Raw genomic sequence first — 22,906 nt, forward strand, 5'->3', positions numbered from 1 at the left:
TTATGTTTTTCCCCTTATTTACCAGTTAATTATATTAATATAAAAGCTTAAGCATTACTCAATTTTTCAATAGCTTGTTTTTCATTCTCCAAGAAAAATATGTCTTTTCCTTTGTTACTCTCATAGATGAAATCCCTTAAGCTCTTACTTGAATACATAGAAAAATCACCGACTATTGCAATTTTCATATGATAGTTAATAAACTTTTGCAAAATTTCTCCTGCAAGTCGTGTTTTTAAATCAAAAAACTCCTCACATATTAAAGACTTATTTATAATTGTACGATCACAATCTGTTTCATATCTTACCGTTCCAATGAAATCCAGCGATGACTGAACATCAGTTATCAAAATCTCGCTGCTATTTATAATAGCAATCTCTACATTATTTTCTTTTACCTTAGCTATTTTCATAATTGTCCTCCAATAAATTAATATTTTTCATTGCACTATATACATATTTTTATGTAGAACTTGGCAGCACTTTATTGTTCTACAAGCATTGAAATAGTGTCTAACATACTTTCTATAAATTTTACACTGCCCCAAAGAATTACTCTTAATCTTTTATCATTCTCATCATACTTTATATTAACTGTAGATCTTCCCATTTCTGGATCTTTGCAATTTGCTATAGCTATAATTGTATTTGATATTCTCATATAGTCATCTTTTCCAGTTTCCTTAATATCTATTACTGTTGATACATTTATCCTATCTGATATAGTATCTTCTTCATCACTTGTAGTGAAGTAATCAACATTTAATTCCTCATTTATTTTTTCACTTCCCATTTTACCACTGTTTCTTTCCATAAAGGTACTTAAATCATGTCCTGATATTCTCCATTGCTTTCCAACTTTGCTTGCCCCAAGTTTGCCTTCAGTTATAAATTTTCTTATGGTTTTATGATGCATACCTAACAATTCTGCAACTTGATCTATTGTATAGAACTTATCTTCCATTATGCTTTTTCATCCTTCCACAATTACTTTATATCCAAATTATAATAAACCTTCCCTATATAGTCAATTATTTTATTGCACTTTATTGCATTTTCTTAGATTTTATTGAACCCCATTGCATCTTACTTAGATTTTATTACATTTCTTTTGTACATATCTCATTCCAAATCCTCTTGTATACAGTTTTCGTAACTATTTTATGAAAACCGTGTTTTCTCATAATCATTACAGAATTATTTATTAGATTGAATGCTTATCTTCAAACATGTTATGATTTCACTATGGCATGCCAATAAAAATTATATTTTAAGATAACCTTCAGAAAAAAACTGAAGGCAAGGTCTTATTTACTTAAATTAATAATAAAAATTACACATGTTAGAAAAGAGGTGCCGGATTTTATGAAAGCTTTTATAGAAAAATATAAGTATAACTATATAAAAAAATGTTTGCTTAATTTAAAAAATGCTTTAAGAGATTGTGTAGATATTAATGTTGTTGAAGTAAATAAAGCATATACACATAATAAAATATTAGGTATTTTTGAAAATTTATCTGAGGAGGAAAAGGAACTACTTGATATTAGCAAAATAAATAATCCTTCACAAATTGATAATTATTTATCCGAGTTGAATGAGTATGTATACGGTATGCCAAATATTACCAAGTCACAAATTAATAAATTATTCAAAAAAGAAAAGAATTTTAAATTACCAAATTTAAGTGAGCAGGATTCAAAGAATGTATATTTAGGTTGGATTGATGAATCTACTAGAAAACTATTCATAGCTTACAATATGGATGACAAGCTTATCGGTATGGTGTGCAAAGTTCCAAGTTATGGTTCCAACAACACTCATGTGTGCGCGCTTTGTAATCATGTAGGTCTTGAAGATGAAGTAGCCTTTGTTTCATCTATCTGTAAAACATCTAATAGCAGAGAAGGTGCCTATAAGTCCATAGGCTTTAATATATGTTTAGATAGCCAGAAGTGTAATGATCGAATTGTGTCTGTTGAAAAGCTTGAGGAAATTTTAAAGGATGTTAATAATATAAAATAACAGTGCCATACATATTGACATTCTTTCTACCAATTATTATGTTGCTTATAAAAGTAGCCTTAGCCTAGTAATATCACTAGTTAAGGCTGTTCTTTATATATAGAATTAAATTTCTTACCTTTCACAAATAACTTAGCAAAAAAACAAGCACTAATACGTCAAAATTAGTGCTTTATTCTCAATTATTATATACTATTTTCATTCTCACTGATGACACGTAGCTTTTCCACACACATTATTCCAATATCTGTACAGTTCCTTGACCTCCATCAACTAGTACCCGAGTCCCTGTCTTAAGTCTTATAGTAGCATTTCCACAACCTACAACAGCTGGAATACCAAGCTCTCGAGCTACAATTGCAGCGTGGGACAAAGGTGCTCCTACATCAGTTATTACTGCTGCAGCCCTAGGGAATAAAGGGGTCCAACCTACATTAGTTGTCGTAGCAACCAAAATTTCTCCTGATTGAAGCTTTTCTCCTTCTTCGGGGCTTACCAGAATACGTACTGTTCCTTCTACTCTACCCGCTGCTCCTGAAAAACCCTTTAATACTTCAGAATCAGGTGCAATAGTAATTGACATGGTTGCATCATAGAAATCCATTCTTCTATTTGAATCCTTCATCCATTCACAAGGATTGAAGCGTCCTCGAATAATTGATGGGAATGGGGGCATAGATTTATATTTCTCATAATTTTCTTTTCTTGCTGGAACATATTCTACTTTTACATCTCTATTAGACAATAAATGTTCTACTTCATTAATATAGAGAAAAAATACATCCTCCCCTATTCCTGTAATCTCACCTACCCTAATTGTAAATGCTCTAAGAACTCTAAATACCCTTACGAACTCTGAACGGCATGCTTCTCTAATACGAGCACCTTCTGATGCTTTTGCTATCTGCTTTTCAAGCCATTTTACTTTGTTCGGAAAACGCTCCTGAAACCTCTTCCAAGCCTGTTCATATTGAATATGCTGCTTCTTTAGAAGTTTATCTACATCAGTATTAGAATCCTTAAATTCCTCAATCTGCCTTTCAAGCCAGTTTGCATCCTCCAAAGAATCGGCAATTGATAGCTCGAACTCATGAGGGCCTCGATGCCCATTTTGTTTAAGATATTCCTCACGGCTCATTTCTCCATTAACAATCTTTGATATGCCTACAACTGGCCCAAGGCTTGCCAGCTCTGAATCCCCCCTTAGGTTAGATAGAAGTGTATTAGCATCTTCAGTCCCAACCAACTTTGTAAGCTTTTTGCTCAATGTCAAAGCAAGAACAGCTTTAGTCCCACTAATAATCAGTCCCCACCAAGCCTTTTTATTATAGGGCTCAAGCTCATGCTTCCATAGTGTAAGTAGTTCTTCCTTTGTATTTACTTTTTTTATTTCTTTAGTCACCTCCCTGCACCATCCCGGTGTACTTTGAATATACTGAGGCATGTTTTTTGAAATTTCTCGATACATTTTAAAGTAATATTTTACTCTCGGAAAGATCTTTTTTATTAAATCAACCCTATTAAATGGATAAACCGGAATTGTTAGTCCTTCTGGTAATTGGCCGAAAACCTCACTAATCATTTTTTGTGCTAACTTTGAACTACCATATAATGCAATAACAGCTGATAATCTCTGACTAATATTTGAGTATATTCTTCCACAAATATTACCCGACCATAAATAATATCCTGGTATAAAACCAGATTCAATATCTAGCGACCTTACAATACTCCAAGTCAATGGAGTAACAACATCTGGAATTGCTTCTCCCACATTTGTATTTACCCAAATAGCATCTCCAGCTAAGCTCTCGTTTATTTCATAGGTATCTAAATTTCCGGAAGTAACTGTGGTTATGGGTCTTGCCTGCAAAAGATATAGTTTTCCATTCGCTACAGCCCATTCGATATCCTGAGAGTTTCCCAGTTCCTTCTCAAGCTTTTCTGCATATTGATACAAGTTACGAGCATATTTCTTAAACTCATCAGGACCATCATATTTTCCCTTTGGCCTATTTAGTTTAAAATCATATGCATTCTTTTCTCCAGAAACAAGCTGTTCTCCCAATCCATGTACGTAGTTGCCTATCATACTTGAATAACTGCCTGTTATAGGATCGGCAGTAAACAATACCCCTGAAATTTCAGACTGTACCATAAGCTGTATAACTACTGATATCTGATGAACCTGATCCATACCTTGAACAGAGCTATAAGCTCTTACTCGCTCTGATTCTCTTGACCTAAAAACTACATCAATGGCTTTCTTTATATCTTTATCCGTTTCAACATTAAGAATAGTTTCAAACTCCCCTGCAAATGAGGCTTTGACTGAATCTTCACTTAAAGCTGATGATCTTACCGCAAATAGAGCTCCTTCATTTTTATTTCTAATATCACCTAATAAAGCTTGCACCTCATTCCAGGCCTGATCACTAAGTTTTTCATTTTCAAAAGCAGAGGGTAAAATAACAAAACCGTCTGGAACTGGATATCCCTCTTGATGCATCTTTGCCAGCATGCGACCTTTTCCTCCTGCATATATTTGTAACTCAGGAGTTAAAGCTTTAAAGCTTTTAACCATATTCTCCACAATAAACCCTCCCTATTTTTGAATTCCATATCGTATCATATCAAAAAAGCCATTCCTCTCTTCAATAAAGTTTTGAAAATAGGTTTCATTCAACTCCTTATGTTCTACTAGGTCTGACAGGTATTTGTTCTCAAAATAATCTAATGTAATTTTGATTATTTCAAATGCCTGCTTTCTGTCTACACCTTTCCTTAGAGGAACTTTTTCAAATAACAGCTCCATTACTTCATCCCTTTTGTTAATTAGTTTTCCATATTTTTCGCAAATATCCATTTTCAATTCTTCTGGTGTATTATAAAAGGCCTCTATTATAACTTTATATAGTTCAGGATTTTTCCTGTAGTAGTTAAACTTTATATTACTTATCTTTTCCTTAACCTCAAAAAAATCTCCCTGTTCCAGTATGTTATCAAAGCTAATTTCAATACTTCCCTTTTCAAAACACCTATCTAGTAAGGATAGATATAAGTCTTTTTTACTCTTAAAATGATGAAATATTAGGGATCTAGATATCCCGGCTGCCTCTGCCAACATTACTGTGGAAGTTTTCTCATATCCATGTCTGGCAAATACAGCCAAACAGGCATCTAAAATTTGTTCTTTATCATAAAGCTTTGCAGGCATACTAATTTCCTCCTTGAATTTTACTGACTTATATGTTAGTAAAAATATAACATATGCTGACACACCTGTCAACATGCTTTCCTCATACTCTATAATTTTGTTTGTATCTATAAAAAAATTGATATATTTCCAATTATTGTGAAGGAATATTAAAAAAAACGTCGAAATACTTTAATAGGCTTATTTTGCAAAAATTACGTATTTATTTGATTTGACATTATGATATTTTGAGGAGGGTTAATAAAATGAATAAAACAAGAATAGTTATTGTAGATGATTCACCTTTTCAAGTTTCTCTTTTAAGTGATTTATTAAGTGAGAATGGATTTGAAGTTCTTGGAAGTGCAGGTTCTCTTGATGAGGTTAAAGAAGTAATAAAATCCTTAAAACCTGATTTAGTAACAATGGATATGACTATGCCAGGTACTGATGGACTTGAATGTACTAGAGCAATACATGACATAGATCCTAATATCAAGGTGATTATTGTAAGTTCTATGATGGATGATGAAATTGTAAGAAAAGCTAGAAAAAATCATGTTTCAGGTTATATTCAAAAGCCAGTAGACAGCGAGGAAATTACACTATTAATAAACAGGATAATGGCAAATGAAGAATTGTTTCAAGAATTAGAAAGTTATTATAGTAAAGTATTTAAAGAATCACTATTAGATATATTTAACAAGTTAACAAAGACTATTCCAGAATTCACAAATGAAAGTACCAACAATATAGCTCAGAGCTCCAGAGGAGTTTCAATTGTTTTAGGTATAATCGGAAAATACTCTGGTAGACTGATTCTTGATATGTCATATGAAACGGTATCAAAGCTTTCAAATATCCTACTGAAAAGGGAACCAAAAGATAATGAAGAAATGCTAAATGTTATGGGTGAAATTGCCAACATGTACGCTGGCAATGCTTCTTCTATGATAAATAAGAAGAATAAATTATTTGGATTAAGAGTTGCACCACCTACAATTTTCCACGGTGAATCAATTAATATATCCAAAGGAGAATTAGAAACAAGCTTTTCTGCAATTGTAAATTCTGCATTTGGAGAAATAACTATGAGTATTGGATTCAATCGAGGTGATGAAGAATGGATATCAAATATATAACTCCTTTTGTAAATTCCTTTGCAAATATACTTCCACAAGTTGGTTTATCAGATATTAAAAAGAACGGACTTTCTTTAAAAGGTAAATATTTAGAAAGTTCAGGGGTAGTGATAATAGTAGGATTAATGGGTGATATTAAAGGAAATATTATTTATAATACTTCAATTGAAAACGCTAAAAAAATTGCATCTTCAATGATGATGGGAATGCCAGTAAATGAGTTTGATGAATTAGCTCAAAGTGCAATTTCAGAGTTAACTAATATGCTTACAGCTAATGCAGCTACAGAGTTTTCAAATATTAATATTAATGTGGATATTTCTACTCCCACACTTATACATGGAAATTTTACTGCTAATGCAAGTATTGATAAGGTAATATGTGTTGAAATGTCAGCTAATGATATTTCTTTTGATATCAATATTGCTCTGGAAACCCCTTAATAATTTTATTAGAATACTCCCATAAACTAAACCCAGTAGTAAGCAATCAGAACTGCATTACTACTGGGTTTTAACCATTTGCCTCTGTTTGATAATCTAAACTATATATTATGTCTTAAGGTTTATCCTTTTTTAATTTATAGAAAAAGCCTCCAATATTAAGTATCCGTGCTTTTCGTAAGTAACACTAGATAAAATATAAAAAGCAGAATCTGTTAGTTCCTCAATATTAATAGAATCTTTTCTTGGCATAAAATGTTCCTTCCTATTTTTTGTATATCATTAATTAAAGCTAATAATATATATTGGATTTTCATTGGTTATAATTGCAAAAACAGCCTAAGATACTTCATTTATTAGAATAACTGAGACAGTTTTTGTTGCTTATACGAAATGATTGAACTTAGTGAAAAAAGATGTTATGCTATCAATGTTAAACTTAATAAAATTCTTTACTACATAAAAACGAAGTATGAAATTTTAATTGACACGTTAATATATTAAAGAGCTTATTTTTATAGGCTCTTTTTTAATGATAAAGAGAGGTAATAATATGATAAAAGTTGATAACTTGTCCTACTCATTTCCCCAAAAAAATCTATATAATAATATTTCATTTACATTAGAAGATGGCCAACATTGTGCCTTTATAGGAACAAATGGCAGTGGGAAAAGTACACTTATAGATATAATTATGGATCCTGAAAAATATATGTTCGATGGTACTATAGAGATGTACCCAAATTGTAGAATTGGATATGTAAGTCAATTCCCACAACTAGACAAAATAAAAGACATTACAGTTTTCGAATATATAGCAGAAGAATTTATTAATCTACAAAATGAAATAACATCTATATGTACTGAAATGGAAACATCTTCTGATATTGATACTTTACTAGAAAAGTATCAACAAGCTTTAGAATTATTTGATGCAATTAATGGGCATGATTTCCGAAATATTATTGATAAAAAGCTAACTCTTACAAACTTAATTAAGTATAAAGATCTAATGATATCTGAACTTAGTGGTGGAGAATTCAAACTTATTCAAGTAATCAAGGCAATGCTAAATAGTCCAGACTTACTGATTATGGATGAACCAGATGTGTTTTTAGACTTTGGAAACCTTAATTCTCTCAAAAATCTAATTAATTCACACAAAGGAGCAACTTTAATTGTTACTCACAACAGATATCTATTAAATCATTGTTTTAACAAAATTATTCATCTTGAAAACATGGAACTACAGGAGTTTGATGGAAGCTATATTGATTATAACTTCTCATTGCTTCAAACTAAAATTGAGCTACAAGAGCTTGCTGCTGCTGATGATGAAGAAATTAATAGAAATGAGATCTTAATAGATAAATTAAGAGTTCTAGCAACTGAAAATGCTGAACGTTTCAGAGGGAAAACTCTAAATGCTAGAGTTAAAATTCAAGAAAGATTAGAAGAACGTAGAATTAAAGCGCCATTTGTAGATATTAAAGAACCTAATATCAATTTCTTTACAGATAATGAAATGGAAGAGAACATTGCTTTAAAGGTTAATGATTATAGTGTTGCCTTTGATGATATACTTCTAGAAAATGTTAACTTTGAGGTTAAATCTACTGATAAAGTAGCTATTATCGGTTCAAATGGTACCGGTAAAACTACTTTGCTTCAAGAAATCTTTAAAAATAATCATGATTCTATTGAAATAAATAAAAATGTTGAAGTGGCTTATTTATCTCAACTCCAAGGCAAAACACTAAATGATTCTAATACAATACTTGAAGAGTTCTTCGATGCTGGTTTTAAAACTTATGAAGAGATTAGATCCCATGTTTCAAACTATGGTTTTGAAGAGGAATTAATTAATCAAAAGATAGGTTCTTTATCTGGCGGAGAAAAAAACATACTTCAGTTGGCTAAAATTGCTGCTAATAAAGCAACCTTGCTACTTCTTGATGAACCGACAAGTCATTTAGATACATATTCACAAATCGCACTGGAAAAAGCCATAAAAAACTATAAGGGTTCGATTCTAATGATTTGTCATGATTTCTATTCTATAGTAAACTGTATGGATTTTGTTTTAATCATTGAAGATAAGACCATTAGAAAAATGAGTATGCGAAAATTTAGACAGATGATTTATGCTAGTCATTTTGACAGAGACTATTTAGAAATTGAACAAAATAAAAAATTAATTGAAACAAAAATAGAATTGGCTTTAAAAGATACTGATTTTACGCTTGCAAAAGTTTTATCTGAAGAGTTAGAAGAGCTGATTAAGTTACTCTAAAATTAGACCAATAGGTCAAAAACCTGGACAACACATTTTTGTATTGTCCAGGTTTTCATGGTAGTGGCGAGGAACGATGGTTGAAGTCCACAAAGGCTTTATTTCTCATCAGAATATTAGAATATAATTGGAAATTATCTTTAAATAAAGTTAGAGTGTAAAGTTACGCTTCAATTTCATCAGTGAGCTTAACTATCTCATCAATTATGCTGCCAATGTACTCAATAGTATCAAGAAGCGGCTTATCTGTGGTTATATCTACTCCCGCCATTTTTGCAAGTTCTACTGGTGTTTTAGTTGATCCTGCTGCAAGTACTGCCTTCCAATCATCTATAGCTCGCTCACCTTCTTTTAATATTCTCTTGCTAACTTCTGTTGCTATAGTAAGTCCTGCGCTATAAGTGTAAGAATAAAGTCCCATATAATAATGAGGCTGCCTCATCCAGGTTAATTCTGCTCCATCAACTATCTTTACGTCATCTCCCCAGAACTTTTGAAGTGCTTCTTTCTTTATTTTACTAAGAGTTGAAGCCTGAACACTTCCTCCTTCATCAATTATTTTGTATACTTCCCTTTGATAAGCTGCTTCTAAAAGATGAGTTACAAAATTATGATAATAAGTATGGCCAATCATTGAAGATAAAACCCATCTTCTGAACCTTTTATCCTTATTAGTCTTTAAAAGGTAATTTGCCATAAGAAGCTCATTCATGGTGGATGGCGCTTCTACGAAATATGTAGAAACATCTACATCAAATATATTTTGACTTTTGTTGCATGATTTGAAATGGCCTGCATGACCAAGTTCATGGGCTAAGACAAATACCTCTGCCATCTTTTCACTCCATGATAATAATATGAAAGAATGACTTGCATAAGGACTTGCGCAAAATCCTCCTGTGGATTTCCCCTTATTTTGTGCAAAGTCAATCCATCTCTCATCATAAGCTTTTTTAACCATTTCTAAGTAATCATCACCTAATACAGCCAAAGCACCTTCAATATATTTTTTAGATTCTTCTATGGTTACATTAGGATCATATTCTGGGTCCACTGCAATCTTCAAGTCTGCAAAAGTCATTTCATCAAGTTTGTGTATTTTCTTTAAGAGTCTTGCATACTTTCTCATATGAGGTGCTAATTTTTCAGTTATAATATCTATCTGTCTGTTATATAAATCTCTATCAACCTTTTGAGGGAACAATAAACTATCTATAACAGAATCAAAACCTCTTAAGGAAGCTATATTTTTTTCTTTCTGCACTTGAATCTGATAAGCTGCAGCTGTAGTATATTGATATTCTTTTAATTTATCAGAAAATGCTTTAAAAGCAGCTCTGCGCACCTTTGCATCAGTTTCATATTCATATTCATTTTCAAAAAGTGCATAACCAAGAGGATATTCTTTTCCATCTACAGTAAAGCTCTTAAAATCCATATCTGCATGCTTAGCCTGTTCATAAACTTGATAAGGTGCCTCCAAAGTTCCAGATAAAGCAGCTAATACTCTTTCTACTTCTGGATGAAGTGCATGCACCTTTTCTCCTTTTTTATCCTTTAAATAATTGCTGTTTTCTTTAGATGCATTTATTGCATCATCTAAAACTTCATCATCAGCTTGGATAATTTCACTTGTTATAAAGCTTAATCTACTTTCAATGTCGGATATTATATTTACCATTTTAGAATATCTATCCTGATTTTCATTATTTGTATAATCCACTGAAACCAAAAGCTCTACATAAGAACTTGTAAGACCCTTAAGTTGAAATAATTTTCTTAGCTGGTCTAAACATTCATTAATCTTGCTTGCTGTATTCAATCTACCCTTATACTCTTTTTCTATTTCCACCGAAAGCTCTTTCATCTCTTTTACAGCTGATTGAAATTCTTCATCTGTAGCATAAATGGCAGATAAGTCCCAAGTAAGTTCTTGATCTATATCTTTTCTTTCCTTTAAAACTTTTCCCATTAACAATGCCCCCTTTTATATATGTTCAATACAACTTACATTTTATACCTTTTTATTCTCTCAGTCCACTTAAATTGCGTATTAAATATAAAAAATCGTACTGGATTTTCCAATATGGCCTCCCAAGCTTGCTAATAAATAAAGATGGCACTGAAATTCAGTGCCATCTTTTATATTAGAAATTTGTTTTTTCTATATAGTGACAATTAACGTCTATATGGTTTAAGAACAACAATAATCTTTCATAGAGTGGGTAAGCTTTATCACCATACTTTACTTCTAGATTTTTCCCAATATCTTTTATAGTTTTCTTGCCATCTATTTGTAAAAATGCATAGCTTGCATACTCATCCATAAAAATTCTTTTATATTCTGGAATTCTAAATTTAAGTTTTCTAAAGAAGTTTTGGACCTTGTGATCTTGTTTTTCAAGTATAGTCACAATATTGTCCTTATCTACTTCATATTCTAAGCTATCAGAGATTTTAAATATTATGCTTAAGACCTCTTCGTTATTATTCAGCATTTTTCACCTTACTATTCATTATAGGTATTATAGTAGCAATTACTAGACCTACTAATATTAAAAATGCCATTCCATTAGAAGCAGTGAATCCACTTGGTCCAGCTCCTTTTATAACACCTGTTACTTGAAGTATTATACCTACAAGTCCTATTATAGAACCACCAGCAACAAGTCCAGATGATAAACTTATACCATTAGAAACTTTAACTTCCTTTTCTTTTTCAGATTTACAAGTTCTTTCTACAAATAAACGAACTAATGCACCTATTAGTATTATAGAGGTTGTAGATATTGGTAAATAGAATCCTATAGCAACCGTCATTACAGGAAGGTTTAATAAGAATAAAACAACTCCCATAACAGCTCCCGCAATTATCATAACCCAAGGTAATTTACCTGACATTATACCAGCAGTTAATGTTGACATTAAGTTAGCTTGAGGTAGTGCAAATGGGACGTTATCGCCAGTCATTGCAAGTTGGTTAGATAATAATAATATAGTACCAACAACTACTGTAACACCAACTATACCAGCTATAGCAAAGTATTTTTGCATTTCATTTTTGTCCCCACCTATTATGAAAGTAACCTTTTGTGATTGAGAATAACCACCAGCCATAGCTATAGCAGTAACTATAAATGTACCAAATAAAAGTAATGATCTATTGCTTTCAGGATTTTTCCATCCCATTGCAACGAATAATAATGTTACAACAACTATAGAAGCTATAGTCATACCAGATACAGGAAGGTTCGAAGTTCCTATAGTACCAGTTAAACGACCAGAAACTATAACAAATAGTAATGACAAGAATAATGATAAAATAGAAGCAGCTACTGCCATTAATATATTACCGCCAGATATCAAGAAACCGCCTATGAAACCTATTACTACACCACCAAGTAATATTATATTTCCAGCAGATGATCCCTCACCACTATTTGAAGACTTAGCATTAATAGTTTCTTTTATGGAAGATGCTATTGTAGGTATAAGCTTTATAGCACCTATTAAACCACCAGAAAGCATCATTCCAGCACCGATATATTTTACATAACTACCAGCTATATCTTTAACCTGCATGGCGTTTATAGCAACATTAGGATTATTCCATACAGCTGCACCGTCTTGTCCGAAAGCAGAGAAGTAACCTATTAAAGGCATAATACAGAAGTTAGATAATATAGAACCAGCAAACATAGTTAAAGAAACCTCTAAACCAACTATATATCCTATACCTAATAATAGGGGATTGACTTCAACTTCAAATTTCCACTTGTAAAAGGTTTCGTTTACATAGCTTATAACGTTGTTAGCTACATTTAAAAATGAACTAGTTACAATAGTTATAATACCACCTATTCCAAACCCGATTCCCATGTACTTCATTGATTCTCCAGCACCTTCTGAAGCAACAAGTGTTTCAGCTATAGCCATTGACTCAGGGTACATTAATTTGCCGTGTTGTTCAACCATTAAGTAATTATAAACAAGAGAAGCTATTCCTATACCGAATAAAACTCCGCCTACACCAACAACAAAACCTTCTAAGAAAGTAACTTTAGAACCTATTAATAGAATTGCTGGTAAAACAAATATTATACCACTAGCAACAGATTCTGCACCACTTGACATACCTTGAATTAGGTTTTTACCAAGAATACCTTTTTGTTTAGAAAATGCAGCAATAAGAGCGGAACCTAGTATAGAACCAGGTATGCCAGCCGCAACAGTAAGACCTGATTTCATACCTGAATAGGCAGTAGAAGCTGCAAACAAAGCAGCCAAAATGATACCAATTATCAATATGACAACGTTTCCACCAGATTTAGAACCACTAGAAACGTAAGGTACGTAGTCTTTACCAGCTACACCTCCATATGCATATTTAGATAACTTATTATCCACGATATATCCCTCCAATGTATTTTATATACATATCATACATATTCCCCATTAAAATATATTATTCCTAAAATATCATATCATGGTTATTTATTCCAACATGATTGCAATGAGACTACTAATTATAATAATAAAATTTACATTTAAAAGATACAGAACAATTTGTAAGTATAATAATAACTTAGTTAACTAGCACAAGGAAATAAATTATAAGGACCAAAGATCAAAATCTTTGGTCCAAACATTTAATTATTTTACATTCTTCAATACTTCCAATAAGTATTCCCACGTCCTCTGAACTGAAGAAATACTCATATGTTCATTTGGAGTGTGAACATCATATAGATTTGGTCCAAAAGAAATAGCATCTATTTCACCAAACTTTTCTGCAAACAGTCCGCACTCAAGCCCAGCATGAATTGCAGTTATATGAGGTTTCTTCTCGTACATTTTTTCATATATATCTTCAAAAATTGTTCTTATTCTTGAATCAGGATTATATGCCCATTCAGGATAACCAGATTCGGCAACAACACTTCCACCATTCAGTTTAGCCGTTGCAACCAGTCTATTATATAATTCGTTTTTTAAGCTTCTAACGGAACTTCTGATTGAGCTTATGAATTCTACCGAATCTTTATGAGTAAAAATTACTCCAAGATTCAAGGAGCTTTCTACTAAGCCTTTAATATCCATGCTCATAGAAGTTACCCCATTTACAACTAAGTATAAGTAGTTAACTACATTATTAGTTGATTCTTTTGAAAGCATTTCTGGAGGCAAGGTAGGTAAAACTTCAAATTCTACCCTTACGTCAGGATCTGGTGTTCTCAATTCGGTTTTAAACAATTCTTCACACTCAGATATTTTTTGCTCAACTAAAGCTTTATGCTCAGCTCTTACTAAGATAACAGCATCTGTTTCACGTGGAATAGCATTATGCTTAGATCCACCATTTAATGAACTGAGTCTAAAATCTATTTCAGATAAAATAGACATAAGTATACGACCCATTAGTTTATTAGAGTTGCCTCTTTCTTTATCTATCTCCATTCCAGAATGTCCACCTTTTAAGCCTCTTATTCTAATTATATATGGAACAAGGTTTAGATCTATTGCTTCCCATGCTACAGGAATTGTTGTTTTAGCTGTAATTCCACCAGCACAGCTCACTAATAGCGTACCTTCTTCTTCCGAGTCTATGTTAATAAGTGTTCTTCCTTCTATATTTTTAGGTTCTAATGTCATTGCTCCATCCATTCCTGTTTCTTCTGAAGTGGTAACAAGCAATTCAACTGCCGGATGTTGATATTCATTAGAAGCCAAAATTGCTAGTCCCATTGCAACCGCAATCCCATTATCTGCTCCCAAAGTTGTGCTAGTTGCATATATCATGTCATCAATTATTCTTAACTTTAGCGGATCCTTAGTAAAATCATGCTCTATACCTATATTTTTTTCACACACCATATCCATATGACCTTGCAAAACAATAGCAGGACTGTTTTCATATCCCAGTGTTGCTTTCTTTTTTATAACAACATTTAATGCGGAATCCTGAACATATTCTAAATTATGCTCCTTAGCAAATGATACTAAATAGTCGCTAATCCCTTTTTCATTTCCAGACCCTCTTGGAATTTGGGATAGCTTTTCAAAGTATTTAAATACTTCAACTGGTTGTATACCTTTAAGTACTTCTGTCATCGTTATTACCATTCCTTTCTATTTTATACTATTTACAGAAATATTTGAAAATATTATAAATATCTCTATAGGTATATTTACCACAAACTAAAATAAAAATCAACATGTGTAATTTTACATATTTTTTATATTTCTATATAATTAAACATTAAAATATTTAGTCTTGCATCTTTATAATATCAATATCAGAAATTAAAAAATCGTATCGGAATTTTCCAATACGATTATTATGTATTCGTGGGCTTTAATGGTAAAGTAGGATATTTGCACATCCTACCTTTTATAACTTACAGCTGTTTAAAATATTGCTTACATTTATAATAAAGCAAGTTATTACCTATGATTTTTGTCTAATTGTGAATTAAGGTGTTATGATTACAACAAAGACCGCAACTGCAACGTGTATCACCAAATTTTAAGTCGTAAACTTCTGAAAGCTCTACATTAACTTTAATAACCTTTTCTGAAAAATCTGATTGCGCTTTTGGTACTTCTAAAAGATTATCTGCCTTAGCTTGTGTATTTATAATTGCACCAATTGGAACATACCTATTTGCAGGTATCCTAATTCCTCCTGTGACAATTGCCCCAGTATCAACATAGCAATTGTCCTCTACTATAGCGTTAAATACAATTGAATTAAACCCAACAAATGTATTGTTTCCTACAATAGCTGGTCCATGAATTAATGCTCCATGAGCTATACTTACTTTATTCCCAATATATATTGAATATCCTATACCATTTACAGAGTATTTGGCATCTTTTAGTCCATGAAATATTACCCCATCTTGTATGTTAGAATCATAACCTATATAAAATGGTGTTCCCTCATCTGCTCTTAGCACTACATTAGCACCTACAAATACATTCTTTTCTATTGTTACATCCCCTATTACACTTGAAAATGGTCCTATAAATGCACTTTCGCTTATTTTTGGATATATACTTACAGGATTAAATGAAGTAATTGGATTTTCCCCAACAAAGTAAGCATATAAATTAGTTGGCCCTATTGTCTTATAATCTTTTTTCATACTATTATACATTATAACTTTCTCCTTAAATTAATATTACATTATATTAAACTTAATATTAATTTGTTAATCATTTTATAAATTTTTACAAATATAAAAATCCACTATAACACTTTATTTTAGTTATAGTGAATCTTATAATTCTAGATATAAAAATGTACCAGCGTTTGCTGGTACTAATAAAATAAAAATTTTAAGACATTTTCAAAAGCGTTAACCTAATCTTAATTCTATCCTACCTCATTATTAAGGCATTGCTTTCCAATATCATCAAATTTATTTACAATTTCTATTACAAAATAATCGTTAAAGTATAATGTACCTTCATATATTAGATATATTTTGACATATGTATATCAGTATTTTTAAAACCAACCTTCTCATATAAGCCTATAGCTTTCTTATTATGTGCAAATACATGTAATGATACTTTACTTATTCCATGTTTTTTTGCTTCATCATCAAGTGCTATCATTGATTGAGTACCATATCCTTTACCACGAAACTCTTCAAGAATTAAAAAATCGAATATGAAGGCAGTCTTCCCAATTAGACTTTCACTAAACTCAAGCCATAAATAACCTACCTTGATGTTTTTATCATTATCAAAAATTGAATAAAGATATTCTCTTTCAGTCTCAATATCATTTGGAAGTAATTTTTTAAATGATTCTTCTGATAGTTTGTATGCTTCATCTTCTGCCCAAGTGCCCGCTTTAACTTTTTCAATTGCAAATGCATGAATTGCTATTGAGATATAATGGTCAAAATCGGATTTAGTCATTTTTTCTAACTTTACTATAATAATCACCCCTTAATTTTTCATTTCACTCCTGATTTCTATAACTTATTATTGAAATTTAATTTTGTACGATATATAACCTTTCATTATAATTTAGAATAGTTATCACTCATGTATTTCTTAAGTTTTTCTAAACATTTTAAAAAATCATCTATATCTTTATCATCCATATTCAATATGGAATTAAATAAAAATTTACTGCTTGCCTGTTTATCTATTGAATCAATTAAACTTCTTCCATTCTCTGTTAGATAAACTCTACTTATTCGCTTATCTTTTTTATCCTTTATTCTCTCTACAAGCCCCTTATTTTCAAGTCTTGTTATTTTTTCAGACATTGTATTTTGCGAATTATCAACATTCTTTGCTATTTCTCCAATAGTAGGAGCTTTTACTTCATCATTAACATACAACATAAGGTCATCTAATTCTATTAGTAAATGAAACTGCTCTAAACTCAAATCATATTTCTGCGCCAGTTCATGATACTTTCTATGTATAATATTATCTATATCATTTTTATATTGTACTATAATTTCTATTTTTTCTTCTTTGTTCATAGTAATGACCCCTTTATATCGTATATCGATTATTTCGTTATACGATATATTATATTATCTTCTATGATAATGTCAACAAAATTATTCAGTAATAGAGTTATATCAGAAGTTGCCTTTATTTTTTTATTATCCATATTGTTGGCGAAAAATCTGCAAATAAAAACTTGTAAACACATAGACAAATTTATTATAATAAATTAACATATATTCTATGAGGTGAATTTTTTTGAATAAACAATCAAATATAGATATAAGAAAATTTATAGACACGTTTGAAGCTTTAGCAAGAATTGAAAGACATAATCAAACTATAATGGGAATAAAGAAAAGCGAAGCTCGAGTTTTACTTTGTATAGAATTTCTTTCTAAGGAAAAAGAATGTAAAGTTAGTATTTCAGAAATTAGTAAAAATCTTTCTATTACTTCTCCAAGCACAACTGAATTCGTAAAAAATTTAACTAATAAAGGTTACATAGAAAGACATGTTAATCAAAATGATAAAAGAGTTATTGAAATAACGTTAACTGATGAAGGGAAAAAAATAGTACAGGATTTAAAAAAGTATTTTAATTCTTTATTTTCTGGCATTATAGAAAGATTAGGAATAGAACAAAGTGAATTATTAATTGAATTATTAGATAAAGTTAATATCTATTTTAATGAATGGTATAGTAAGATTAATTAATAATTAGCCCCAAATAGAAACTAAATTTCTATTTGGGGTTAATCTATTTTTTATTAGCTTTATACAAGCTATTCTATTTGCTATTGACTAATTATTATAAACATGCTAGCATATTAGTTAGGTAGCCTACCTAACTAATATGCTGTGAACATATATAAATTAAATATAAAAATTTAAATTTTTGAGGTGAATAAAATTTTGAGAAAATCATACGTTGTAATGTCATGCATGTTTTTAATCGCATTAGGTGTAATTTCTAAAGCATTTATTTTAGATGAAGGGATAAAACTATTTTTACTAGTATTCTTCATAGTTGGTTGTGGTTTAGGTTTATTAAGATTATTTGTTAATAATTCAATCAAGAAAATGAAGGGAAAAAGTTGGAAAACCAAGGTTCTTTTCTTTGGAGTTTTACTTGGTGTAGGTCTTCCTTTCCAAACTTGGTTTAGAACTAAGATATTATTTAGCATGAATTCTGAATATTTACCTGGAAGTATTTTTATAATGGTTACAGGTATCATTTTTATGACAACTTTCTTTGTTTTTCTAAAAGATACAATGGCTAAATCTAAATTAGAAATAGTATAATATTTATTTAAATTTCATAAAAAAATAGCCTTATCCAAGTAATATCAATGGTTAAGGCTAAAACCTTATTTACTTATGGTACGGTTCACCTCTCCAAATTCCAAATCTGTACATAAGGAAAAACCCTAGACTAATCCCATTAGTTGAGGGTTTCAATGGTGGAGACGAAGCACGACCTTTAAGATCTACTGCCTCCCCGTATATGAAAAATGTACCAGCATTTGCTGGTACTAATAAAATAAAAATTTAAATTCTACATACGAGGTGTATATCCAGTTATAATTAATGTTGACCATTCACTATCTTCCTTATCAATCCACTGGCATTCAACATCTAAATATTTAAGCCATGCATTAAGTCCATAGCTTTTCTTACTTACGTTAGGAGACTTTCTACCATGATGTTCTTTTATAACCTCTAGCAATTCAGTTTGCTCATCCTTACCTAACTCTTTATTTACAAGTTCTAATATTACTTCAAGACATTCTGTATATGCTCTTCCATCTCCAAGATAAATTTCATCTGAGTAAACTTGTCTTTCCTTATTTAAAGCATCAATAATTTCATTAATTTCTTCTTTATTAGACAAGTAATACTTTGCTCTTCTTAAAGCTTCAATGTCTCCATCTAATTTATTTATCTTCTTCTCTAGACTTTCTTTTATCATAAATATACTCTCTCTTTTCATATATTAATTATTCTTCATTAAATACATTAATAAAGACCAATTAATTATACCAGTAATAATATATTATTACTATTTATTTTTATATTTAAACTTTATTATTATTTAATCATTAATGGATTCAGCAATCTTTATTAATGAGTCTTCCGGCAAGGTGCTGGATACTGAATATTGCACATCACCTATTATCCAGGTAATTTTTGTGGTTACAACATTTGTTTTTTCATCTTTCATAGCGTCAATGTAAGTAGTATTATTTCCAATAGATACACTTTCAGTTCCTGATAATTCGGATAAATTTTTACTTTGTAATATTTCAAAATCAGCAGAACTTGAGCTGTATTTTAGTTTAACACATTTTTCGTTTTCATCTGGAATTGATATATCAGTTAGTGTAAATCCTTCTGGAATATAGTAAGGAATCAATATTTTACTTTCAAAGTATTCTTCAGCTTTTTCAATAGTTAATGCTTCAGGCACTAATGCTAAGTTAGTATCTGATTGAGCTTCTGTGTTCATTTCCCTATCACTAATATCATCCCTATTTTGGAAAATACTATCAGAGGCTTTACTAGAATCATTCTTACTTTGTGAATCAGTTTCTATATTTTCTTTTACTGCATCAATGGTTTTGTTTTTAGGAATATTATTTGAACCCTTCATTGCAATATCTACATTCTTCTTCTCTGATATAGCCACATTGTTTTTTATATTGATTTCGCTATTTGAGTCTGCAGGGGAATGCTTGCCCAAATCACTGCTGCCTGTTGTTTTGGCCGCTTCTTGTATTTTGCTTTCATTATCTAAGGAATTTTTCTGTTTCTGATTTATGGATTTTGCTATGTTGTTATTATTAATAGCCTGATTATGAAACAAAGAAATAAATATTCCAACAAAAATTATTAAAGCGCCAGAAAAGGCTGCTGTTAATTTTACATTCATTATCGATTCTTTTCTATGAGTACATTTCTCTAAAGTTTTTCTTTTTAATTCATCAGTAACGTAAATATTTTCAAGTACTAAGTTTGATGCTTCTCTAAAGTTTTTCATACTATCTTCCATATTCAATCTTCCCCTTTAAATTAGATTTCAGTATCGTTCTTGCACGGAAAAGGCGGCTTCTTACTGTTCCTTCTGGTATTTTTAATGCCGCACTTATATCCATTGTAGATAGTTCCTCATAGTAATAAAGAATGATAAGCTCTCTATATTTAAGAGGAAGATTCATAACTTCTTTTAATAATTCCTCATATTGCATCTTCCTTGCAATTTCTTCATCCACATTTTCATGGGTACTTTTTAGTGAATCATCACCAACGTCTTTAAAAAAGCGAACTTTTTTAAACCAGGAAATCCTTAACATATCTCGACAAGTATTTGCTGTAATGCTCATAATCCATGTCTTTTCACTGCTATTATTTTTAAATTTATTATAATTTTTATAGACTTTTACGAATACTTCCTGGAAAGCATCTTCCGCTAAATGCTTGTCCTTCAAATATAAATAAGCAATCTTCAAAACGTCATTTCCATAATCACTTATTAGCTGTTCTATTTTTTCATCCATTTCTTATCTCCTGTTAAGCATCTATGTAATAAAATAGAAATATATTTAATTAATTACTATATTTAATTAGACGTATAAAATTTGAGTTTAGTTTCATATATTTAAAAATTTTTACATTGTTACATAAATTTATGGAGCAAATTTATATTATAGCTCGTCTAATATTATGAAAACAAATATAAAGGAGAGATTATATATGAAAACTAATAACTTATTAAAGTCAAGATGGTCATTCATTTTCGCATTTGCAGCTGCATTTATCCTATTCTTTAACTTTGGAGCTTCAAAAGTTCTAGCTGCAGATTCCAGTGCAATAACTGCTGATTCATCAAGAACAATAAATGTTACAGGAAGTGGTGAAATAACTGTAACTCCAGACATAGCCTACTTATATTTAGGAGTAGTAACAGAGAAGCCTACAACTATGGAGGCTCAAAGTGCTAATTCAACTGCCATGAACACTATTATCGCTGCTATTAAAAAAGAAGGCATAAAAGCTGAGGACATTAAAACAAATGATTATAGTATAAATCCTAAATATGACTATGACAAGAACACTGGAAGAAGTTCAATTGTTGGATATACAGTATCTAATACATTAAAGGTTACTGTTAAGGATATCATGAAGGTTGGACAAGTAATTGACATAGCTGTAAAAAATGGAGCAAATACTTCCAATAGCATAAGTTTTGGTATTAGTGATTATGACACATATTATAATAAGGCTTTACTAAAAGCATTATCAAATGCACAAGGTAAAGCACAAGCAATTTCCAGTTTTTTAGCTGTAAAACTTACGACACCTGTAAAGATAATAGAAAATTCAAATGGAATCCCTAATGACTACCCAATTTCATTTAATGGCAAATTAGAATCAGCTGCTTCTTCAGACTCCACGTCTATTCAAGCTGGAGTTTATAAGGTAAAAGCAGATGTGAGCTTAGTTTACCAGTATTAAGCGATAAAAAGGCCTTAAGAGATATATACCTCTTAAGGCCTTTTTATTAAGGAACTGCTTCATTTATAAAAGGTATTTTTAAATAATTCTACATAAGAATCCATTTCTATTAATATTTCATTATACTTGAGTTCAGCTAATGAAAGTGTTCTTGCCTTTTCCTTCTCTTTTTCCGATATACCTTCGAGAGTCCATAAAATCACATTTATTGCTCTATTAATGTCTATGTTGTCTCTAAATTTAGAAGTGTCTATATTTTCTAATACCTTCCTATAACTATATTCCTGATGTTCATTATTTTTATCATCTAAATATTTTTTTACTTCTTCTGATTCTTCAAGGTTTGCTGTTTTTATAAAATCAAACATGTCTGGGTGTTTACCTACCAAAACATATTTACTTGATAAAAATTGTCGTAACCTTTTTAAAATATCCCTTTCACTTAGGTCTATTTTCCCATAAAGCTCCTTCATAAGAACATCTAAAGTATAGTCGTATAAAAACAAAAATAAGTCTTTCTTACTGGTAAAATAGTGAAACAACATTCCTTTTCCAATATTCGCATCTTTTACAATTTCATTTGTGGACGCATTATTAAAACCCTTTTGTGCAAATTCCTTCATAGCTGCATTCAATATACGTTCTTGCTTTTCTTTATCTAAGTTTAAGAACTTTTCAAACAAAGAGAGTCCTCCTTTTAAGGTAATAATTCAATTGCGTTGACCACTTCGGTCTACATAATATTTTAGCATTATAGTTTGGATAAATCAATATATATTAATAACAAAATTAATTGATAATCATTACCTTAATA

At 30.7% G+C, this 22,906-nt stretch carries 22 protein-coding genes and 1 pseudogene; 7 read left to right on the forward strand and 16 right to left on the reverse strand.

The genetic code is table 11. The features are described 5' to 3' along the window. Positions 1-47 precede the first annotated feature (47 nt). Positions 48-413: a DUF4180 domain-containing protein gene (locus BSD9I1_RS10720; RefSeq protein WP_186430291.1), complete on the reverse strand. Its 366-nt coding sequence runs from the start codon at positions 411-413 to the stop codon at positions 48-50. 71 nt (positions 414-484) lie between these two features. Continuing rightward, on the reverse strand, positions 485-964 hold the full coding sequence (locus BSD9I1_RS10725) for a helix-turn-helix domain-containing protein (protein ID WP_035305472.1): 480 nt from the start codon (positions 962-964) through the stop codon (positions 485-487). 401 nt (positions 965-1,365) lie between these two features. Here BSD9I1_RS10725 and BSD9I1_RS10730 point away from each other — a divergent pair, with 401 nt between their 5' ends. Beyond that, positions 1,366-2,025, forward strand: coding sequence for a FusB/FusC family EF-G-binding protein (locus tag BSD9I1_RS10730; RefSeq protein WP_186430292.1), 660 nt, complete (start codon positions 1,366-1,368; stop codon positions 2,023-2,025). Positions 2,026-2,260: 235 nt separating this feature from the next. Here BSD9I1_RS10730 and BSD9I1_RS10735 read toward each other — a convergent pair whose 3' ends face one another. After that, on the reverse strand, positions 2,261-4,609 hold the full coding sequence (locus BSD9I1_RS10735; RefSeq protein ID WP_306345886.1) for a PEP/pyruvate-binding domain-containing protein: 2,349 nt from the start codon (positions 4,607-4,609) through the stop codon (positions 2,261-2,263). Between the two features lie 21 nt (positions 4,610-4,630). Beyond that, a complete protein-coding gene (locus BSD9I1_RS10740; protein ID WP_186430294.1) occupies positions 4,631-5,242 on the reverse strand; it encodes a TetR/AcrR family transcriptional regulator in 612 nt (203 codons plus the stop codon). 245 nt (positions 5,243-5,487) lie between these two features. Here BSD9I1_RS10740 and BSD9I1_RS10745 point away from each other — a divergent pair, with 245 nt between their 5' ends. Together BSD9I1_RS10745 and BSD9I1_RS10750 are read left to right on the forward strand one after the other, a co-directional pair. Beyond that, positions 5,488-6,363: a response regulator gene (locus BSD9I1_RS10745; protein ID WP_186430295.1), complete on the forward strand. Its 876-nt coding sequence runs from the start codon at positions 5,488-5,490 to the stop codon at positions 6,361-6,363. After that, a complete protein-coding gene (locus BSD9I1_RS10750; RefSeq protein WP_035305459.1) occupies positions 6,345-6,806 on the forward strand; it encodes a chemotaxis protein CheX in 462 nt (153 codons plus the stop codon). The genes BSD9I1_RS10745 and BSD9I1_RS10750 overlap by 19 nt, the downstream gene beginning before the upstream one ends. A 150-nt stretch (positions 6,807-6,956) precedes the next feature. On the opposite strand, the pseudogene BSD9I1_RS10755 reads toward BSD9I1_RS10750, so the two are convergent. Next, positions 6,957-7,058, reverse strand: a pseudogene (locus BSD9I1_RS10755) (PadR family transcriptional regulator); the annotation flags it as partial. Positions 7,059-7,359: 301 nt separating this feature from the next. Between BSD9I1_RS10755 and BSD9I1_RS10760 the strand changes: the two are divergent. After that, positions 7,360-9,099 carry an ABC-F family ATP-binding cassette domain-containing protein gene (locus tag BSD9I1_RS10760; protein ID WP_186430296.1) on the forward strand — a complete coding sequence of 580 codons (1,740 nt, stop codon included), beginning with the start codon at positions 7,360-7,362 and terminating at the stop codon, positions 9,097-9,099. Between the two features lie 163 nt (positions 9,100-9,262). Here the strand turns inward: BSD9I1_RS10760 and pepF are convergent, their stop codons facing one another. The 7 genes from pepF to BSD9I1_RS10795 form a co-directional block, all read right to left on the reverse strand. Beyond that, positions 9,263-11,071: an oligoendopeptidase F gene (gene pepF / locus BSD9I1_RS10765; protein WP_186430297.1), complete on the reverse strand. Its 1,809-nt coding sequence runs from the start codon at positions 11,069-11,071 to the stop codon at positions 9,263-9,265. Positions 11,072-11,246: 175 nt separating this feature from the next. After that, on the reverse strand, positions 11,247-11,597 hold the full coding sequence (locus BSD9I1_RS10770) for a PqqD family peptide modification chaperone (protein WP_186430298.1): 351 nt from the start codon (positions 11,595-11,597) through the stop codon (positions 11,247-11,249). Then, positions 11,587-13,506, reverse strand: a complete 1,920-nt coding sequence (locus BSD9I1_RS10775; protein ID WP_186430299.1) for an OPT family oligopeptide transporter — start codon at positions 13,504-13,506, stop codon at positions 11,587-11,589. Before BSD9I1_RS10775 ends, BSD9I1_RS10770 begins: the two co-directional genes overlap by 11 nt. A gap of 246 nt (positions 13,507-13,752) precedes the next feature. After that, entirely contained in the window at positions 13,753-15,210 is a 1,458-nt protein-coding gene (locus BSD9I1_RS10780) for an aminoacyl-histidine dipeptidase (protein WP_186430300.1), read from the reverse strand. A gap of 350 nt (positions 15,211-15,560) precedes the next feature. Then, positions 15,561-16,259, reverse strand: coding sequence for a DapH/DapD/GlmU-related protein (locus tag BSD9I1_RS10785; protein WP_186430301.1), 699 nt, complete (start codon positions 16,257-16,259; stop codon positions 15,561-15,563). Positions 16,260-16,578: 319 nt separating this feature from the next. Further along, a complete protein-coding gene (locus BSD9I1_RS10790) occupies positions 16,579-17,031 on the reverse strand; it encodes an N-acetyltransferase (RefSeq protein WP_186430302.1) in 453 nt (150 codons plus the stop codon). A gap of 104 nt (positions 17,032-17,135) precedes the next feature. Continuing rightward, positions 17,136-17,609: a MarR family winged helix-turn-helix transcriptional regulator gene (locus tag BSD9I1_RS10795; protein WP_186430303.1), complete on the reverse strand. Its 474-nt coding sequence runs from the start codon at positions 17,607-17,609 to the stop codon at positions 17,136-17,138. A 226-nt stretch (positions 17,610-17,835) separates the two neighbouring features. Between BSD9I1_RS10795 and BSD9I1_RS10800 the strand changes: the two genes are divergently transcribed. Together BSD9I1_RS10800 and BSD9I1_RS10805 are read left to right on the forward strand one after the other, a co-directional pair. Continuing rightward, positions 17,836-18,294, forward strand: a complete 459-nt coding sequence (locus BSD9I1_RS10800; RefSeq protein WP_186430304.1) for a MarR family winged helix-turn-helix transcriptional regulator — start codon at positions 17,836-17,838, stop codon at positions 18,292-18,294. A 198-nt stretch (positions 18,295-18,492) separates the two neighbouring features. After that, positions 18,493-18,882 carry an MFS transporter permease gene (locus BSD9I1_RS10805; protein ID WP_186430305.1) on the forward strand — a complete coding sequence of 130 codons (390 nt, stop codon included), beginning with the start codon at positions 18,493-18,495 and terminating at the stop codon, positions 18,880-18,882. Positions 18,883-19,135: 253 nt separating this feature from the next. Here BSD9I1_RS10805 and BSD9I1_RS10810 read toward each other — a convergent pair whose 3' ends face one another. The 3 genes from BSD9I1_RS10810 to BSD9I1_RS10820 form a co-directional block, all read right to left on the reverse strand. Beyond that, the gene (locus BSD9I1_RS10810; protein ID WP_186430306.1) at positions 19,136-19,549 is read right to left on the reverse strand and encodes a hypothetical protein; all 414 of its coding nucleotides are present in this window, start codon (positions 19,547-19,549) and stop codon (positions 19,136-19,138) included. A gap of 123 nt (positions 19,550-19,672) precedes the next feature. Beyond that, complete coding sequence (locus tag BSD9I1_RS10815) at positions 19,673-20,629, reverse strand: DUF4367 domain-containing protein (protein WP_186430307.1); 957 nt, start codon at positions 20,627-20,629, stop codon at positions 19,673-19,675. Beyond that, positions 20,619-21,134 (reverse strand): sigma-70 family RNA polymerase sigma factor, encoded by a 516-nt coding sequence (locus BSD9I1_RS10820; protein WP_035305383.1) that lies wholly within the window; start codon positions 21,132-21,134, stop codon positions 20,619-20,621. The genes BSD9I1_RS10815 and BSD9I1_RS10820 overlap by 11 nt, the downstream gene beginning before the upstream one ends. A gap of 196 nt (positions 21,135-21,330) precedes the next feature. Here BSD9I1_RS10820 and BSD9I1_RS10825 point away from each other — a divergent pair, with 196 nt between their 5' ends. Next, a complete protein-coding gene (locus BSD9I1_RS10825) occupies positions 21,331-22,092 on the forward strand; it encodes an SIMPL domain-containing protein (protein ID WP_186430308.1) in 762 nt (253 codons plus the stop codon). Between the two features lie 59 nt (positions 22,093-22,151). On the opposite strand, the gene BSD9I1_RS10830 is transcribed toward BSD9I1_RS10825, so the two are convergent. After that, complete coding sequence (locus BSD9I1_RS10830; RefSeq protein ID WP_186430309.1) at positions 22,152-22,775, reverse strand: TetR/AcrR family transcriptional regulator; 624 nt, start codon at positions 22,773-22,775, stop codon at positions 22,152-22,154. Positions 22,776-22,906: the final 131 nt, after the last annotated feature.

Origin of the sequence: Clostridium sp. BSD9I1 (assembly GCF_900185645.1) — a bacterium.
In the GTDB taxonomy this organism is placed as follows: Bacteria; Bacillota; Clostridia; order Clostridiales; family Clostridiaceae; genus Clostridium_AK.

Bases quoted from the DNA above. Each gene is read 5' to 3' on its own strand.
- BSD9I1_RS10720 (WP_186430291.1), bottom strand. From the start codon at position 413: ATGAAAATAGCTAAGGTAAAAGAAAATAATGTAGAGATTGCTATTATA.
- BSD9I1_RS10725 (WP_035305472.1), bottom strand. From the start codon at position 964: ATGGAAGATAAGTTCTATACAATAGATCAAGTTGCAGAATTGTTAGGT.
- BSD9I1_RS10730 (WP_186430292.1), top strand. From the start codon at position 1,366: ATGAAAGCTTTTATAGAAAAATATAAGTATAACTATATAAAAAAATGT.
- BSD9I1_RS10735 (WP_306345886.1), bottom strand. From the start codon at position 4,609: ATGGTTAAAAGCTTTAAAGCTTTAACTCCTGAGTTACAAATATATGCA.
- BSD9I1_RS10740 (WP_186430294.1), bottom strand. From the start codon at position 5,242: ATGCCTGCAAAGCTTTATGATAAAGAACAAATTTTAGATGCCTGTTTG.
- BSD9I1_RS10745 (WP_186430295.1), top strand. From the start codon at position 5,488: ATGAATAAAACAAGAATAGTTATTGTAGATGATTCACCTTTTCAAGTT.
- BSD9I1_RS10750 (WP_035305459.1), top strand. From the start codon at position 6,345: ATGGATATCAAATATATAACTCCTTTTGTAAATTCCTTTGCAAATATA.
- BSD9I1_RS10760 (WP_186430296.1), top strand. From the start codon at position 7,360: ATGATAAAAGTTGATAACTTGTCCTACTCATTTCCCCAAAAAAATCTA.
- pepF (WP_186430297.1), bottom strand. From the start codon at position 11,071: ATGGGAAAAGTTTTAAAGGAAAGAAAAGATATAGATCAAGAACTTACT.
- BSD9I1_RS10770 (WP_186430298.1), bottom strand. From the start codon at position 11,597: ATGCTGAATAATAACGAAGAGGTCTTAAGCATAATATTTAAAATCTCT.
- BSD9I1_RS10780 (WP_186430300.1), bottom strand. From the start codon at position 15,210: ATGACAGAAGTACTTAAAGGTATACAACCAGTTGAAGTATTTAAATAC.
- BSD9I1_RS10785 (WP_186430301.1), bottom strand. From the start codon at position 16,259: ATGTATAATAGTATGAAAAAAGATTATAAGACAATAGGGCCAACTAAT.
- BSD9I1_RS10790 (WP_186430302.1), bottom strand. From the start codon at position 17,031: ATGACTAAATCCGATTTTGACCATTATATCTCAATAGCAATTCATGCA.
- BSD9I1_RS10795 (WP_186430303.1), bottom strand. From the start codon at position 17,609: ATGAACAAAGAAGAAAAAATAGAAATTATAGTACAATATAAAAATGAT.
- BSD9I1_RS10810 (WP_186430306.1), bottom strand. From the start codon at position 19,549: ATGATAAAAGAAAGTCTAGAGAAGAAGATAAATAAATTAGATGGAGAC.
- BSD9I1_RS10815 (WP_186430307.1), bottom strand. From the start codon at position 20,629: ATGGAAGATAGTATGAAAAACTTTAGAGAAGCATCAAACTTAGTACTT.
- BSD9I1_RS10820 (WP_035305383.1), bottom strand. From the start codon at position 21,134: ATGGATGAAAAAATAGAACAGCTAATAAGTGATTATGGAAATGACGTT.
- BSD9I1_RS10825 (WP_186430308.1), top strand. From the start codon at position 21,331: ATGAAAACTAATAACTTATTAAAGTCAAGATGGTCATTCATTTTCGCA.